13 protein-coding genes are annotated in these 16,861 nt (G+C 62.2%); 2 read left to right on the top strand and 11 right to left on the bottom strand.

Features of this window, described 5'->3' with window-relative positions:
• Nucleotides 1-95 precede the first annotated feature (95 nt).
• Nucleotides 96-1,919: an MORN repeat-containing protein gene (locus NKJ89_RS01835; RefSeq protein WP_502904071.1), complete on the bottom strand. Its 1,824-nt coding sequence runs from the start codon at nucleotides 1,917-1,919 to the stop codon at nucleotides 96-98.
• A gap of 154 nt (nucleotides 1,920-2,073) precedes the next feature.
• A complete protein-coding gene (locus NKJ89_RS01830) occupies nucleotides 2,074-3,168 on the bottom strand; it encodes a trypsin-like serine peptidase (RefSeq protein ID WP_352599382.1) in 1,095 nt (364 codons plus the stop codon).
• A 349-nt stretch (nucleotides 3,169-3,517) separates the two neighbouring features.
• On the opposite strand from NKJ89_RS01830, the gene NKJ89_RS01825 reads away from it, so the two are divergent.
• Entirely contained in the window at nucleotides 3,518-4,615 is a 1,098-nt protein-coding gene (locus NKJ89_RS01825; RefSeq protein WP_352599380.1) for a S1 family serine peptidase, read from the top strand.
• Nucleotides 4,616-4,697: 82 nt separating this feature from the next.
• Here the strand turns inward: NKJ89_RS01825 and mgrA are convergent, their stop codons facing one another.
• The 7 genes from mgrA to NKJ89_RS01790 form a co-directional block, all read right to left on the bottom strand.
• Nucleotides 4,698-5,744 carry an L-glyceraldehyde 3-phosphate reductase gene (mgrA, locus tag NKJ89_RS01820; protein ID WP_352599379.1) on the bottom strand — a complete coding sequence of 349 codons (1,047 nt, stop codon included), beginning with the start codon at nucleotides 5,742-5,744 and terminating at the stop codon, nucleotides 4,698-4,700.
• A gap of 113 nt (nucleotides 5,745-5,857) precedes the next feature.
• The gene (locus NKJ89_RS01815) at nucleotides 5,858-7,000 is read right to left on the bottom strand and encodes a Gfo/Idh/MocA family protein (protein ID WP_352599378.1); all 1,143 of its coding nucleotides are present in this window, start codon (nucleotides 6,998-7,000) and stop codon (nucleotides 5,858-5,860) included.
• A gap of 11 nt (nucleotides 7,001-7,011) precedes the next feature.
• Nucleotides 7,012-7,758, bottom strand: coding sequence for a sugar phosphate isomerase/epimerase family protein (locus tag NKJ89_RS01810; protein ID WP_352599376.1), 747 nt, complete (start codon nucleotides 7,756-7,758; stop codon nucleotides 7,012-7,014).
• Nucleotides 7,759-7,810: 52 nt separating this feature from the next.
• Complete coding sequence (locus NKJ89_RS01805) at nucleotides 7,811-8,908, bottom strand: ABC transporter ATP-binding protein (protein ID WP_352599374.1); 1,098 nt, start codon at nucleotides 8,906-8,908, stop codon at nucleotides 7,811-7,813.
• Between the two features lie 5 nt (nucleotides 8,909-8,913).
• Nucleotides 8,914-9,852, bottom strand: coding sequence for a carbohydrate ABC transporter permease (locus NKJ89_RS01800; RefSeq protein ID WP_352599372.1), 939 nt, complete (start codon nucleotides 9,850-9,852; stop codon nucleotides 8,914-8,916).
• A complete protein-coding gene (locus NKJ89_RS01795; protein ID WP_023760791.1) occupies nucleotides 9,849-10,736 on the bottom strand; it encodes a carbohydrate ABC transporter permease in 888 nt (295 codons plus the stop codon). Before NKJ89_RS01795 ends, NKJ89_RS01800 begins: the two co-directional genes overlap by 4 nt.
• 76 nt (nucleotides 10,737-10,812) lie before the next feature.
• Nucleotides 10,813-12,051: an ABC transporter substrate-binding protein gene (locus tag NKJ89_RS01790; protein WP_352599370.1), complete on the bottom strand. Its 1,239-nt coding sequence runs from the start codon at nucleotides 12,049-12,051 to the stop codon at nucleotides 10,813-10,815.
• Between the two features lie 392 nt (nucleotides 12,052-12,443).
• Here NKJ89_RS01790 and NKJ89_RS01785 point away from each other — a divergent pair, with 392 nt between their 5' ends.
• Complete coding sequence (locus tag NKJ89_RS01785) at nucleotides 12,444-13,499, top strand: LacI family transcriptional regulator (protein WP_352599368.1); 1,056 nt, start codon at nucleotides 12,444-12,446, stop codon at nucleotides 13,497-13,499.
• A gap of 9 nt (nucleotides 13,500-13,508) precedes the next feature.
• Here NKJ89_RS01785 and gnd read toward each other — a convergent pair whose 3' ends face one another.
• Nucleotides 13,509-14,936 carry an NADP-dependent phosphogluconate dehydrogenase gene (gene gnd / locus NKJ89_RS01780; protein WP_352599366.1) on the bottom strand — a complete coding sequence of 476 codons (1,428 nt, stop codon included), beginning with the start codon at nucleotides 14,934-14,936 and terminating at the stop codon, nucleotides 13,509-13,511.
• Between the two features lie 142 nt (nucleotides 14,937-15,078).
• On the bottom strand, nucleotides 15,079-16,716 hold the full coding sequence (locus NKJ89_RS01775; protein ID WP_352599364.1) for a copper resistance CopC/CopD family protein: 1,638 nt from the start codon (nucleotides 16,714-16,716) through the stop codon (nucleotides 15,079-15,081).
• Nucleotides 16,717-16,861 lie beyond the last annotated feature (145 nt).

Below are 16,861 nucleotides of genomic sequence, written 5' to 3'. Positions count from 1 at the left end.
CGAGAACCGGAGCGGAGCGTACTTTTTGTACGCGAGCACCGGAAGCGCAGGAAGCTGCCGTTTGCAGGCCGGCATCATCTGAATATCAAGGCACCCTAGCCGCAGCCGACCATATCGCGCGGCAAGTAGCAGGCCGCCGGCTCGGTCTTGGTCTCGAACAGCGACTGCTTGGGGCGGAAATAGAAGAAGGTTACGGGCTTGCTCTCGCGCACGCTGCCGTCGGCGAAATGCGCGGCGATGCTGAACCTGTGGATCGACGACATTGACGACCACATCTTCAGCCGCGCCGTATAGGCGCTGATCTTCTTGTTGCCGCGCACCGGCATGGCGATTGTGTAGTCGTGCTTGCCGATCGGAAACTCGATGTTCTGGTAACGTATGGCTTCCGGCGTACCGCCACCGCCATCACCGCATTCGGCCATTGATTCCGGTGTCTCAAAGACCGCCATGGTGATGGAGGTGCGGAACGGCTCGCTCTGCTGGTAGACATGACCTTCGTCATCCGCCCAGGAATAGTCGAACTTGCCGATCGCATTCAGCGTCATCGCCTGTTCGACATTGTCGAGATAGTCAGCGACCTCGCCGAATTTGATCTTGTTGGTCAGCTGGCTGCGGCAGACATTGAGACTGTCTACCGAAGGACAGGGAAAACGCCCCGTCTCCAGGCTGGCCGTATCGACGCCGGCCTCCGTGAGCACGCTCTTGACCGACACGTCGACCCCGTCGCCGAAACTGCCGACGTCCTTTGTAAACATGCGGCTGGGATCACCGGTCGGATTGCCCTCGTCATCGACCGCGGTGAACTGGATCGACATCTTCATGTCCTTGGCGTCGCCCCAGCCATTGTTGACGATCGAGAAATCCGGCCTGAAGCCGACGCAGCCGAAATGCTCCGATATCGACAGCATCGGCTTACGATAGGCATCGCTGGCGGCGACCCTCATCTCCAGGCTGTCGAGCTTGACCTTGGACTGATCGGACGTCTTGAGATCAACTTCGGCAAAGGCCGGCGAGTCCTCCCAATCCATGCCTTGATAGACATTGCCGGTGGCGACCTGGCCGGTGCCGCTCCAGCTGTCATTGTACTGATCGGATTGCGGATAGATCGCGATGTCCTCGTCGCGCACCAGATGCTGGTATTGCATGTCGGATTGCTGGGTCATGCGCTGGTCGACGGCCACGCCGATCTCGACTTTGCCAGCATCGCCGCCGCCGGTCTGCGCCTTGAGGAGTCCGCCCACTTTGGCGTCGGCCAGCACGTCGGGGCGCGAGCCGCCGACCTCCTTGCCCCTTGCCCATTGCGAATCGTAGGCAGTGCCTCCGGCCAGCCGCGTGCGGCCTTTGCCATCCTTCAACCCGTCGACAAATGAGCCGGCAAAAATCTCCCCCGTCTTTGACAGCAGCCGCCCCTCGCCATTCGGCACGCCGGCAACGAACTGACCTTCGTAGCGGTTGCCCTTCACATCGAGATGGACGCCATTGCCGTTGAGTTCTCCGGCGAGCCAATGTCCATCGAAAACCTCGCCCGAACGCAGCTCGAGCCGGCCCTGCCCGTCGGGGCGGCCTTGCCTGATGTCACCGAAATAGCTGGAATAGATGGTTTTGGGATCATAGCTGGCCGAGCCACGCACTCGCCACACCAGCCTGCCCCTGCCGTTGATGGTGCCGTCTTCGGCAATCGTCCGGTCAGGCGACCGGCCCGCCGCCGGCTCCCAGACGAAGTCGAGGCCCTTTTCCGGATGGAAATCCCACACCCGTACCGTCCTGCGCAGCACGGAGCGCGTGTCTGCCTGGTAGAGGATCTGCACCCGTTCCGCCCAGACGCCAGCGGCTGGTGCGGCGGCCGGATCGGCGAAGGCTGGCGAAAGCATCAATGCGACCAGCATCGACGCGGCCGCGATCGCCAACACTACCTTCACCCGCACCATCCCAAAACCCCTTTGGATGCCAACCTCTTGGCCGTTCAAGCGTAGTCGGCGAACCAGCCTCGTGCAAGAGAACCGCAGCGGAAGTGCCGCCAAGCAAAAGGCGGCGGGATTGCTCCGCCGCCTTTCCCCTGCGAATGCGCAGCGATTATTTATACAGGCTGTTGATCCACTGGATGTTGGCAGCGTTTAAGCGAACGGCTGTGTTCGCGTCGGGGCTTTCCGCCACGTTGACGCCGGTGATGATGCGCTGCTTGGAGTTGTTGTCATAGGCATAAACCGAGCTGCCGCTCGATCCAGGGAACGTGTCGCAATCATACTGGAAATATTCCGGGGCGATGTTCTCGGCCTGCACTTCGCAGTTTGCCTTCCACATCGTACCCATTGGCTTGTCGCCGGGATAGCCGACGAGGTTGGCCGTGAAGTCGCCGAGATCGTCATAGTTGGCGTAGCCCAGCCAGCCGAGGTTGGTGCCGACATCCTCCTTCAGCGTGATGATGCCAAGATCCCACGGGATCACGGAGCCATAATAGCCCTGGTAGTTGTCGATGAAGCCTTGCAGCACATAGGCGCTTTCAAAGGCGAAGGCGCCGAACGGTGCGTCATCGGCGGTGCTGCCATTGAGGCCCGGCACGAACAGATACTCGGAGAGCCAGTCCTTATCCTCATGGCTGTAGAGGCAGTGCGCCGCCGTGAGCACCGTGCGCGGGCCGATCAGCGTTGCCGAACAGCTGCCATAACTGCCCGTCTTCGCCGACTTGGCTTCGAGATAGCCTATCGCCGAGAACGGATAGGTCTTGGTGTTCTTGACCTGCTCTCGATCGTCGGTGCCGAAAACCTGGCGGCCGGCTTCGCCTTCGCCGAGATCCGGATCCTCGGTCTTCCGCTCAGCCCCGTCTTTTCCATTGGCCGGAGCATTCAGTTCCTTGATGATAAGATCCCTCAGCGCTTCGCTCGGCTCGATCTTGATCTCCTTGCCATCGGCGGACCGTCCGACGATGCCATAGGATTTGACAGCCGTTGCTTCGTCAGCAAGCGGCGCGGCGCGGCTGTCCTCGTCAGTCAGCTTCGGCGGCGCGATTGGCTTTGCCCGCCCTGGCTTGTAGTCGCCTGAAATCACGTCTCGCATGCTTTCGCCATTGCCGGCACTGGCCGAGCCAGGATCGGCGGCGAAAACCGGCACCACCCACATTGCGGTGGAAAGCAATGCGGACGCAATAAGTACGTTTGTCAGTTTTGTCATGGTGAGACTCTCCCAAAAGTCAGCAAGGACTGGATCAAGATATAGAAATATTGTCGAGATCGTGGTGAAGCCGAAAAACGGGCCTGATTACCGGCGCCTGAACCTGATCATCACCCCATACGGTCTATCGAAGGCCCCGCCAAAGACACCCCGCACAGATATATTGCCTAAATTAATACAACATTGGAATGACAAATCGCTTCCACGTAGCCCGTGGGGGGCTATAGGGTTTTGAGTGGGTTCCGCACGGGAACGCGGTCCGCGAAGCAACGCCTGCTTGCCGGCGACTGTTTCGTTGATCATGCACCGGGGCTGGCTCGTTCGGGAACGTGTCTCAGGAGGATTTCAGGTGCACATTATCCATCGGTTCAAGCCGATCGCCGCCGCGTCGTTGCTCGGCATCGCTGCCGCCCTTGCGGGCGCCAACTCCACGCAGGCGGACGAAGCTGCCGCCAAGCCCGAAGCGGCGGTTTCGCCAATGAAGAGGGTGACCGATGCAAGAGCGAAGGCCGCGGCGGAGAACCCCGACGGCGCCGACCGCGTCTATGGCGGCAACCAGGCAAAAAAGGGCGCCTATCCATTTCAGGTGGCGCTGCTCACCACCGACAGGCTGGACGAGAACCCGGTCTCGCAAGCCAATGCCCAGTTCTGCGGCGGCAGCCTGATCGCACCGCAATGGGTGCTGACGGCGGCACACTGTCTCAACGACGAGAGTCGACCGATTTCGCCGGAGAGCGTCACCGTGCTGACCGGCGCCACCGATCTAAGCGAGGGTAAACGCCACAAGGTGGTGGAGGTTATCGTCAACGAAGGCTACAGCGAGCAGACTCTCGACAACGACCTCGGCCTGCTCCGGCTTGCTGAACCGGCCGATGCGCCGACCATCAAGGTCACCCATGACGCAACGCCCGATACCGGCAAGACAACGGTCACCGGCTGGGGCAAGATGCAGGATGGCACCTTCCCGACTACGCTGATGGTTGCCGACCTCGATCTAGAGCCGAACACCGCTTGCAACAGCGGCATCAAGGCCATCTATGCGCATGACCTGAAGGCAGCACTTGGCGATCTGTCCCACCGTATGCGCTATTCGGAAAAAGGCATCGACGCGGCCGCCAATGCGATCGCCGCCGACATGACCGACCCGCTGACCGGCAACATGATCTGCGCTGGCACCACGAGCGGCGTGCGCGATGCCTGCAACGGCGACAGCGGCGGCCCGCTGTTCATGACCGGCACCGGCGGCCCGGTTCAGGTCGGCATCGTCAGCTGGGGCGAAGGCCCGGCTGACGGCAGTGCGGCCTGCGGCCACAAGGACGCTTATGGTATTTACACCCGGCTGGCCAACTACACCGGCTGGATCGAGGCGAAGATGAAAACTTCTGCTTCCGCGCCTGCAAAACCCAAGGCGGGGCTGGGCACGGCTCAGAAGCCGAAGGCGCCCTGAACCATGGCTACCTTGCCTCGCGTTCACATGAAAAACGGCGGGAGTTCCCGCCGTTTTTATTTTGCCGGCTTATCAAGCGGGTTTATTTCCTCGGCGGACCTTTGCGCTCGGCCGAAGCCGCCCACAGATTGATGTCGGATTCGCGCGCATAGGTATCGATCTCGGCGAGTTCGGCGTCGCTGAAGTCGAGCACCTTGAGCGCGCCTACACAGTCCTCGACCTGCTCCGGCCGGCTGGCGCCGATCAGCGCCGAGGTCACCTTGCCCTTTCGCAGCACCCAGGCCAGCGCCATCTGCGCCAGCGTCTGCCCGCGCTTGCCGGCGATGGCGTCGAGCGCCTTGATGCTGGCGATGGTCTTGTCGTTGATGAAAGTTGTCTTCAGCGACTTTCCCTGAGAGGCGCGGCTGCCATCAGGAATACCGCCAAGATATTTGTTGGTGAGCATGCCTTGCGCCAGCGGCGAGAACACGATGGAGCCGACGCCGAGCCCTTCGAGCGTATCGAGCAGGCCGTCGTCCTCCACCCAGCGGTTCAGCATCGAATAGCTCGGCTGGTGGATGATGCAAGGCGTGCCAAGCTGCTTCAATATATCGGCGGCCTCGCGCGTGCGCTGCGAATTGTAGGACGAGATGCCGGCATAGAGTGCCTTGCCGGAGCGCACGGCATGGTCGAGCGCGCCCATGGTTTCTTCCAGCGGCGTATCCGGGTCGAAACGATGCGAATAGAAGATGTCGACATAGTCGAGTCCCATCCGCTTCAGGCTCTGGTCGAGGCTGGCCAGCACATATTTACGCCCGCCCCATTCGCCGTAAGGGCCGGCCCACATCTCATAGCCGGCCTTGGTCGAGATGATTAGCTCGTCGCGGTAGACGGCGAAATCGGTGCGCAGTATTTCACCGAAAGCGGTCTCGGCCGAGCCGGGCGGCGGGCCGTAATTGTTGGCGAGGTCGAAATGCGTGATGCCCAGGTCGAAGGCCTTGCGCGCGATCGCCTGCTTCGTGCGGTGCGGCGTGTCGTTGCCGAAATTGTGCCATAGCCCCAGCGAGATCGCCGGCAGCTTCAGGCCGGAGCGGCCGCAGCGATTGTAGATCATTTTCTCGTAGCGGGTTTCGGCGGGCATGTAGGGCATCGGAAAATCCTCAAACGGAAGCAAGCCAGGCATCGCGGCAACGCAGCGAGCAGGCTTCGCTCTCACCCTTACCCTCTCCCCGTCGGAACGGGGAGAGGGTTGAGGTGCGCTGCCTACTTCTTCTTTGCCAAGAGCTCTTTCGCTTCCTTGACGCCAAGTGCGGCCGGCCGTTCGCAGGTGGTCTGCATGGCGACGAACTTGCCGGTTTCGCCGGAGCGCAGCAGGCCGGTCATCACATCGACGGCATGCAGCGCCAGTTCCATCGAGCAGCGGTGCGGCCTGCCTTCCGCGATCGCCACCGCCATGTCGGCGAGGCCTGATGTGCGGTAATTGGCCATCATGCCTTGCGAATGCATTTCGTTGGGAACGCCGAACGGATGCGACCATTTCGGCACCTTCTTGACCGGCTTGGCCGAGTTAGTGAAGCGCACGTCGCCACCGAAGAAGTTTGGATCAGGCACGAACACCGTACCCCCTTCACCGTAGAGTTCCATCGGCGCATGGCCGTGAGCCCAAACGTCCCAGCTGGTGTTGAGCGTCACCACGGCACCGTTTTCGAACTCCAGCAGGCCATGGATGGTCGTCGGCGTGTTGACCGGAATCCTTTCACCCGCGCGCGGCTTTGAACTGATCGTGCGTTCCTTGGCCGGCGTCGTTGCGAAGGCAGCGACCTGCTTCACCGGTCCGATCAGCTGGATCAGATTGGTGATGTAGTACGGTCCGATGTCGAGCACCGGACCTGCGCCTGGCTGGAAGAAGAAATCGGGATTGGGGTGCCAGTGCTCCATGCCGTGGCCCATGACGTGACAGGTGCCGCTGGTAATCTTGCCGAGCTTGCCGGTGTCGATCAAGTCGCGGACCAGTTGATGCGCGCCGCCCAGGAATGTGTCGGGAGCCGAGCCGATGCGAAGGCCTTTCGCCTCGGCGCGTTTCTTCAGGTCGAGTCCTTCCTCGACCGACAGCACGAACGGCTTTTCCGAATAGACGTGCTTACCGGCGTCGAGGATCTGCTTCGACACCTCGTAGTGCACCGCCGGGATGGTCAGGTTGACGATGATGTCGATGTCATCAGCCTTCAGCAGCCCGTCGACGGTCTCGGCGCGCAGCTTGAACTCCTTCGCCCGCGCCTTCGCCGCATCCATGTTGATGTCGGCGCAAGCGCGCATCTCAATGCCGCGAAACAGCGGCGCCAGTGAAAAATACGCCTTCGAGATGTTGCCGCAGCCGATGACGCCGATGCCAAGTTTCTTTGCCATGCTGATTGCTCCTAGTAGGTCTTGACGGCTGCGATGGAGCGGCGGGCGAAGCGCTCGATGTCGTTGGGGTTGTCCTGTTCCATGACGTAATATTGGGCGGCAGTCTTGGCGCGCAGCACCTTGATCAGGCCGGCCCAGTCGATGATGCCATGGCCGACATCCGACCAGCCATCCTCATCCAGCCCCTCGCCCGGCTTGGCCATGTCCTTGACATGGACGGCGCTGATGCGCTTGCCGTGCTTATCGATCCAGGGCAGCGGATCATCGCCGCCGCGCACCACCCAGGCGACGTCCATCTCCCAGCTGATGTCGGGCGCCGCCGTGAGGATGAGATCCTGCGGCACCGATCCGTCGGCGAGTTTCTTGAACTCGAAATCATGGTTGTGCCAGGCAAAGCCGTAGCCAGCCCTTTTCGCGGCGTCGCCGACCTTGGCCAGCCGCTCGCCGAAGCCGCGCCAGCCGGCCGCGTCGGATGGCCGCTGATCGGGCATCAGAAAAGGGCAGATCAGTAGTTTGATGCCAAGCGTGTCGGCAATCTTGCGCACGCCATCAAAATCGTTCTCGAGCGCGTCGATCGAGAAATGTCCCGTCGGCATGGCGAGCCCGTTCTTGTCGAGTTCAGCGCGAAAGGCCTTGGGATCATCATAGACGCCGCCAAAGCCTTCGACCTGGGTGTAGCCGAGCTTGCCGAGCGTGGCGAGCACACCTTCCCAGGGCTGGAAATTGCGGGCGCTGTAAAGTTGGAATGACCAGTTCATCGTCTCTGTCCGTTTTGCTTGGGATTGTCGCTGGAAGGATGGTTGTCGAGAGCTAGATGCGATTGCCGGTTGCGGCGTCGAAAAGCGAGGCCCGCATCGGATCGAAGCCGATCGTTACCGCCTCATCGTTGTTCGGCGTGCGTTCCGAGGTCACCCTGACGCTGAAATTCTGCTGGGCAAGCTTCAGCCAGACCAGCGTGTCGGAGCCCATCGGTTCGACCACCTCGACATTGGCGGCGGTCGAGAACGGCCAGCCCGTGCCGCTGTTGAGGCTGACATGCTCGGGCCTGATACCGAATACGGCAGGGCCGGCGGCTGGAGGACCGGCAAAGTCATAAGTGCCGAGTGGTATCTCGAGAGAGTCGGCCACGAACCGCCAACCGCCGTCGGCGTCTTCAAGACGGCCGTTGATGAAGTTCATCGCCGGCGAGCCGAGGAAGCCGGCGACGAAGCGGTTGACCGGCCTGTTATAGATGGTCTGCGGCGCATCAAGCTGCTGGATGACGCCGCCCTTCATCACCGCGATACGGTCGGCCAGCGTCATCGCCTCGATCTGGTCGTGGGTGACGTAGATCATGGTGTTCTGCAACTTGCGATGCAGCAGCTTGATCTCGACGCGCAACTCGGCCCGCAGCTTGGCATCGAGGTTGGAGAGCGGCTCGTCGAACAGGAAAACATCGACATCGCGCACCAGCGCCCGTCCGATCGCCACGCGCTGGCGCTGGCCGCCGGAGAGCGCCGCCGGTTTGCGCTGCAGCAGCGGCTCGATCTGCAGGATTTCGGCGGCCCGTGCGATGCGCTTGGCGATCTCGTCTTTCGGCGTGCCGGCGACACGCAGGCCGAAGGACAGGTTCTTCTCTACCGTCATTTGCGGGTAGAGCGCGTAGGACTGGAAGACCATGCCGATGCCGCGGTCCTTGGGCTCTTCCCAGGTGACATTCTTGCCCTTGATGAAGATGCGGCCTTCGGAAACGTCGAGCAGGCCGGCTATGCAGTTGAGCAAGGTCGACTTGCCGCAGCCGGAAGGCCCGAGCAGCACGATGAACTCGCCCTCGGCGACGTCGAGATTGAGCGTCTCCAGGACAGTCACCACACCGAAATTCAGCGACAGGTCCTGGATAGAAACGCTGGTGCCGTTGGCTGCCGTCATCGCCGTCATCCCTTCACCGCGCCGGCGGCGATGCCCCGCACGAAAAGCTTACCGGAAATGAAGTAGACGACGAGCGGCACGAGCCCGGTGAGGATGGTGGCGGCCATGTTGACATTGTACTCCTTCACGCCTTGCACCGAGTTGACGATGTTGTTGAGCTGCACCGTCATCGGATAGGTATCGGGGCGGGTGTAGACGACGCCAAACAGGAAGTCGTTCCAGATGCCGGTCACCTGCAGGATGATGGCCACGACGAAGATCGGCAGCGACATCGGCAGCATGATCCGCAGGAAGATGCCCCAGAAGCCTGCCCCGTCGACGCGCGCCGCCCTGAACAGCTCTTCCGGCATCGAGGCAAAATAATTTCGGAAAAGCAGCGTCAGGATCGGCATGCCGAAAATGGAATGGACGATCACCAGCCCGCTGAGACTCCCATAGAGGCCGATCTCGCGCAGGATGATGACGATCGGATAGATCATCACCTGATAAGGGATGAAGGCGCCGACGATCAGGATGACGAAAAATGTGTCGGCGCCCTTGAAGCGCCAGTTGGCCAGCGCGTAACCGTTCACCGAGGCGATGGCGATCGACAGCAGCACCGACGGCACGGTGATGCGCACCGAATTCCAGAAGCCGCGCGAAAGCCCGTCGCAGTTGAGGCCGGTGCAGGCGGTCGACCACGCCTTGACCCAAGGCTCGAAGGTGATCTCGAGTGGCGGCGAAAAGATGTTGCCGAGCCGGATCTCCGGCATGCCCTTGAGCGAGGTGACGACCATCACATAGAGCGGCAACAGGTAGTAGGCCGCCATGACAAACAATGTGCCGTAGAGAAAGATGTTGCGGCGCGACATCATGCGGCGCGGCTTCGGGCCGTAGGGGCCGATGATGTCCCGGCGCGCGCCGGCGGCAACGCTTGTCTCAGCGGTGGTGTTTGCAATGTTCATTTGCGCCGCCCGAATTCGAGATAGGCCCAAGGCACGATGACGATCACCACCGAAAGCAGCATCATGGTCGAGGCGGCAAAACCCTGGCCGAGGTTCTGGGCGAAGAACATATAGTCATAGACGTATTTGGCAGGCACTTCGGAGGCGATGCCCGGGCCGCCGCTGGTCTGGGCCACGACGAGATCATAGACCTTCACGATGCCGGACGCGATGATGACGAGCGTGGTGATGAAGACCGGCCGCATCATCGGGATGACGATGAACAGATAGGTTTTCCACATCGGTATCCCATCCACCCGCGCGGCTTTCCAGATGTCCTCATCAATGCCACGCAATCCCGCCAGCATCAGGCACATGATGAGCCCTGTGCCTTGCCAGAGTGCCGCGATCGATATGCCGTAGATGACGATGCTGGAATTGTAGAGCGGGTCGAAGCTGAAGCTCTCCCAGCCCAGCCCCCGCACCACATGCTGAATGCCGAAGTCCGGGTTGAGCAGCCACTGCCATACTAGGCCGGTAACGATGAACGAGAGCGCAAAGGGATAGAGGAAGATGGTCCGGAACGTGTCCTCGAAGCGTATCTTCTGGTCGAGCAGCGCGGCAAGGAGGAAGCCGACGACCAGTGAGAACACCAGTGAGATCGCGCCGTAGATTAGCAGGTTCTCGATCGAGATCAGCCAGCGTGGCGTCGCCCACAGCCGGTAATATTGGTCAAGTCCGACGAAATTCAGCCGCGGCAAGAGCTTCGAATTGGTGAAGGAGTAGAGTACCGTCCAAACGGTACCGCCGACGAAAACCGCCATCGCGGTTAGGATCATCGGGATCGAGGCGACCTTCGCATTGAGGTTGCGGAACAGCGGGTTGGGGCGTTCGCTCTTGCTCATGTCGTCAGCCGGCTGGGTAAGGACGGTCCGCTCCCGGCCCTGTTACGGCCGGGAGCGAGGTGAATAGACTTCAACGTCAGTCCGCCGAAGCGATGAGGGCGGCGAAGCGCTTCTGCGCCTCTTCCACGGTCAAGTCCGGCTTGGCGAAAAATTCGGCGAAGAGATCTTCCTTCTGCTTCTGGGTGTCTTGTGAAAGCAACTGGTCCGTCCATGGTATGACGGCGCCCTTGGCGAGGATCGCGAGGCCTTTCTTCATGCAGTCGTTCGCGGCGTTGAGATCGACGTCGCCGCGTACCGGCAGCGAACCCTTCTTGAGATTGAAGGCAACCTGCGTCTTGGGATCGAGCAGCGTTTCGGCCAGCACCTCCTGCGCCTTGGACTTGTCGGCATCCTTCAGCAGCGGGAAGTAGAACGCGTCGCCGCCTGTGGCGATGACTTCGTTCAGCCCCAGCCCTGGCAGACACGTATAGTCCTTGCCTGCGGTCTTGCCGGCAACCTGGAACTCACCCTGTGCCCAGTCGCCCATGATCTGGCCGCCTGCCTTGCCGGTGATGACGAGGTTGGTCGCCTGGTTCCAGTCCTGCACATTGGTGTTCTTTGCCATCTTGCGGGCATCGTCCGCAGCCTTGAAGACCTTGGCTACTTCGGGCCCGGCGGCAAAAGTCGCGTCCTTGTCCTTGTAGACCTTGAGGAAGGTGTCTGTGCCGCCGACCGCTGCCAGAAGCACGTCGAAGGCGCCTGAGGATTGCCAGGCCTGTCCGCCGACGGCGAGCGGGACGATGCCCGCCTTCTCCAGCGCGGGCGCTGCCGCAACGAATTCATTCCAGTCCTTCGGCAATGGCACGCCGGCCTTCTCGAAGGCCTCGTTCGACAGCCACAGCCACTGCCAGGAATGGATATTGACCGGCACGCAATAAATCTTGCCGTCGATGGTGCAGCTGTCGAGCAGGCTCTTCGGCCGCACGACTTCCGTCCACTTGCCCTTGGTGGCGACATCGGTGAGGTCGCGCATCAGGCCGGCCTGAACCAGTTCTTCAGCCTGCCGGCCATGATTGAACTGGGTGGCACCCATCGGATCGCCACCGGTGATGCGGCTGATCATGATCGGCCGCGCCGTGCCGCCGGAGCCGGCGATGGCGCCGTCGACCCAGTGATTGCCGGTGGCGTCGAAAGCCTTGGCCAACTCGGCGACAGCCGCGGCCTCACCGCCTGAAGTCCACCAATGGGTGACCTCCAGGTCGGTTGCGGCGGCCGGACCAGCGAACTGCAGTGCGGCTGTCGCCGCCAGCGCAGCGGTCAAAAGTTTATAGCGCATTTCGGTTCCTCCCAGAATCTGAAACGTTACAGATTTTCGATACGGGAATTGCGCGGTCTGCGCAACCCATGAACCAAGTGAGTTCGACATTTTTTCGAGTGGCGAACAAATTCGCATGAGATGTGCACTGCAACATGGCTTGCTGCGGTGCAAAATGCCAAAATGGTGCGTAAGAGTCGGCAAAACCGATGACGAGGGCGATTTCTTCTGGATTCCCAGTGGGTTTCGCAAAGCGGGCGTCTACCTTGCCATGAGTGGCCGGCACCTCGACATTGGCAATCTGTAACGTTTCAGTATATTGAAGCCTCGCTGGGCTGGAACGCATACCATATCGCAATGACGATGATTGCCGGCCCGGCCTACGGCTGCTATGCGCCTGACGGGCGGGACGAATGGACAGACGGCGTACGGAAAAGAACGAGGAAGCGTCGGCGCAGGGGCGACCGACGCTGAAAACGCTTGCCTTCATGACCGGGCTCGGCGTCACCACCGTGTCGCGCGCCCTGAAGGATGCCCCGGAAATCGGCGCCGAAACCAGGCGCCGCGTCCAACTCGTTGCCAAGCAGATCGGCTATCGGCCGAACCGCGCTGGCGTGCGCCTGCGCACCGGCCGGACCAATGTCATCAGCCTGGTGCTCAACACCGATCGCGAGATCATGAGCTTCGTCTCGGATATCATCTACGGCGTTTCGGAAGTGCTCGCCGAAACGCCCTATCACCTGATCGTTACGCCCTATTCGCGCTCGCAGGATCCGATGGAGCCGATCCGCTATCTGGTCGAGACCGGCTCGGCCGACGGCGTCATCATCTCACGCACCCAGCCCAACGATCCGCGCGCCCGCTATATGCTTGAGCACGGCATGCCTTTTGCCACGCATGGCCGTACCGACATGGGTCTCGTGCACCCCTACCATGACTTCGACAACCATGCGTTCGCGAGTGCAGCCGTGCGCCGGTTGGCGAGCATAGGCCGGCGCAGGCTGGCACTTCTGTCGCCACCGCCCGGACTGACCTACTATGGCCATACGTTGAACGGCTTTGCCGATGCGCTAAGCGAGGTCGGCGCCAACGAAATTCCGTTCAACACCGTTTCCATCGATCACACGATCGAGCAGATCAGGATGAGGACGGCTCAGGTGATGCGCCGTGATGTCAGGCCGGACGGCTTCGTCAGCAGCGCCGCCGCGGCGACGCTGGCCATCGTCGCCGGCATCGAGGATGCCGGTCTCAAGCTCGGCCGCGATGTCGATGTCGTATCGAAGCAGTCGTCGGACCTGCTGCACCTGTTCCGAAGGGAATTGCTGGTCGTCAACGAGAATTTCCGGTTGGCTGGCTCCGAACTTGCCCGCTCGGTGCTCGGCTTGATTGGCGGCGCCGCACCAGGCTCTTTGCAGAGCCTTGTCGTCGCCGGCGACGTCCAGGCGTTCAGCTCGCCAGTGCCCGCCTAACCCGCGATGCTAGCCAGCCGCTCCGCTGCCCCACGGCCCGTGGAACGCGCCCGCATCGTCGACGCGTTCAAAACCATGCGCGCCGAAGAAGTCGCGCTGAGCCTGGATCAGGTTCGAGGTGCCGCGGCCCTGGCGGTAACTGTCGAAATAGGCAAGTGCGGAAGACAGCGCCGGCACCGGCGAACCGACCTCCGATGCCCCTGCCACGATACGACGCAGCGACGGATGCGCCTCCTGCATCAATGAGATAAAGGCCGGCGCCATCAGAAGATTTGTCGAGGCGCCGCCATTGCTGAAGGCTTCCGCCATGGTGTCGAGCATCTGCGAGCGGATGATGCAGCCGGCGCGCCAGATCTTGGCGATGGTCGACATCGGCAGGTTCCAGTTGAATTCCTTGGAGGCGCCGCTCATCACAGCGAAACCTTGCGCATAGGCTGATATCTTGCCTGCGAACAGCGCCAGTTCGAGGTCTTTCAACAAGGCATCCCTGTCACCGGAAATCCTGGTCACGCCGATATTGCCATAGGCCTTTTCCGCCGCCAGCCGCTCGTCCTTGATAGACGACAGCACGCGCGCCGCCACCGCCGCTTCGATCGCGGTCGCCGGTATTCCGAGCTGCTGCGCCTCGATGACCGACCATTTGCCGGTGCCCTTCTGGCCGGCACGGTCGAGGATGATGTCGACCACCGGCTTGCCGGTCTTGGAATCGTCGGCGGCCAGCACCTTGGCGGTGATCTCGATCAAGTAGGAATTGAGCCGGCCCTTGTTCCAGTTGGAAAACACCGTGCCGATGTCCTTAGGTCCCATGCCAAGGCCGTCGCGCAGAATGCCGTAGATTTCGGCGATCATCTGCATGTCGGCATATTCAATGCCATTGTGGATGGTCTTTACGAAATGCCCGGCGCCGTCCGTGCCAAGCCATGCCGCGCACGGTTCGTCCTTGAACTTGGCGGAGATCGCGGTCAGCACCTTCTCGACACGCTTCCAGGAGTCCTCCGTGCCGCCAACCATGATCGACGGTCCGTGGCGCGCGCCCTCCTCGCCGCCGGACACGCCCATGCCGATAAAGGTGAGGTCCGAGCCGGAAAGCTCGGCGAAGCGCTGCATCGTATCGCGGAAATTGGCATTGCCGGCATCAATGACGATGTCGTTGGCCGACAGCACGCCGCGCAAGGCGGCGATCTGTTCGTCGACCGGCTTGCCGGCCAGCACCATGATGATGATCGGGCGCGGTGGACGGATGGCGGCGGCAAGCTCTTCCAGGCTGTAGCAGGGCACCACCCTACTCCTGAGCGCGCCGGCATTTTCGACGAAAGCGTCGGTGCGCGCCCTGGTGCGGTTGAAGACGGCGATGCGATGCCCGTGCTCGGCGATGTTGAGCGCCAGGTTGGAGCCCATCGTGCCAAGGCCTATCAGGCCGATTTCGGCTTTTTCCATCGTTTTCCTACCCTTCGGGTTTGTTGATTGCAGCCCGCAATTTTGTCGGGATGATTGACGGGCCTTTCGGGTCGCGTCAACCGCCTTGCCGAATTGTGTTGCAGCAGACCATGATGAGTTTGGCCTTGAGAGCGCCTGGCGGTCAGGGCCTGATGTCGATTGGCGCCTCGATCTTTACCAACTCGAAGTCCGACACCAGAATGTCGATGCGCACCGTCCATCGGCCGGGCACCGGTATGACGAGATTGTCGACGCGCCAGCTGCCGTCGCCGGGCTTGGTCGCCGCGCGCTTCAGCGGCTCGATGCCGGAATCGGGCTTCGACAGCACCAGCGTCACCTCCTTGGCGTCGAGCGGTCCGAAATCGCCGGTCATGATGATCATCGAGGCGACAACTGGTCCGGCATGGCCGGGCGTGATGCTGAGATCGGCCATCGCTTGCAGCGCATGGATGTGAACCGAGGCCGGTTGCGCCGCGGCGATCGCCAGTGCCCGTGGCGGCGGCGTGAAACGCCAGCCCGCGGCCACGCCGAAGATAGCCAGCACGATCAGCAGTTCGACGCCGATCGAGTGGGAGAGCCTGCGTTGCACCTCCATCGATCCGGCCTCGGCCGCCGCAGTGAGTTTCCAGCGATTGACGGCGGCGAGCGTGAAGAGAAAGACCAGCAGCCCGAGCTTGACCAACAGCAGCCAGCCATAGGCGGTGTTGACCAGCGCCGAGGGCGTTTGCACCTGGATGACGGCAAGCACGACACCGGCAGCTGCTAGCGCGGCCACTACCGGCACGATCAGCCTAGAAAACGCACGTAGGAATGGCGCGGCCTCCGCCGATTGCCCCTTCAGCGCCAGGCCGAGCGGCACCAGCGCGCCGGCCCAGAAGGCAATGCCTACGCCGTGCAGGAACACCATTGGCCGCGTCAGCCATTGCGGCTCGGCGGCACTGGCATGGCCGCTGGCGGCAAGCGCGACACCCACGCCGGTCAGGCCGGCCAGCGCAAATGGCCTGGATGCCACGCGCGGTCCGGCCAGCGACAGCAGGCCAAGCCCCAGGGCGATCAGTGCGACCAGCACTGTCCAGCCGAAGCTGGTGCCCAGCCCGATCCGCCAGATGAGCGGTTGCGCCAGGCGGGAGAGTGGTGCCCCAAGCGCATCAAGCCCCTGCAAGCCGAGCGACAGCGGTGCCGCGATCAACCCGCCCAAGATTGCAGCCGCGATGAAGCGCTGTCCCGCGTGGGCATCCCGGGCCAGCCAGGCGAGGGCAAAGGCGCCGCCGACGCCGAGCAAGAGCCCGATGTAGAGAAAGACCTTGCCGACCCAGATCGCCGATCGCAGCGACCAGTCAACAGCTTCGGACACCGCCGGCGGCGCACTTGGCGCGCCGATGGAAAACAGCAGGGAGCCGCCGACCGGATGGCCGTCGGCGGAAATGACGCGCCAGCTCAAGACATGCGTGCCGGGTGCGAGCCCCTGCGGGTTGTCGATTTCGACCGTCTGGTCGTTGAGACGGAAGGCAGTCAGCGGAACTGGCGTGCCATCGGGCCGCACAAGGGTCAGCACCAGGGGCGAGACCGGCTCGCTGAAGGTGAGCGAGAACTGTGCCGGCCCCTGTTCCAGCACTGCGCCGTCGGCCGGATCGGTCTTGATCAGCGCGGCATGGGCGAGGGCCTGATCCGGCCCTGCCATGACGGCAAGAAACACGATCAGCGACAACAAGCCGACGACAAGCCGGCCGGCGCGGTGGCCGGCCATGGAAGCCGTCTGCAGAATGGATGTCGTGCTCATGTCACCGCCACAAGAGATAGCGGCGGGGGGCTGGGGCGCGCGCCCCCGGGGGGGAGTTTTTTTTTGGGGCCGCTGGGGGGGGGGGCGGGGGGTTTTGGGGGGGGCAGCAGCAGGAGGGGCCGCCCGGGGTGGTGAGCCCCGGCGG

Origin of the sequence: Mesorhizobium sp. M0047, assembly GCF_040323315.1 — a bacterium.
GTDB lineage: Bacteria > Pseudomonadota > Alphaproteobacteria > Rhizobiales > Rhizobiaceae > Mesorhizobium.
The sequence above is the reverse complement of the archived record's forward strand: the minus strand, read 5'-3'. Positions and strand labels throughout refer to the sequence as shown.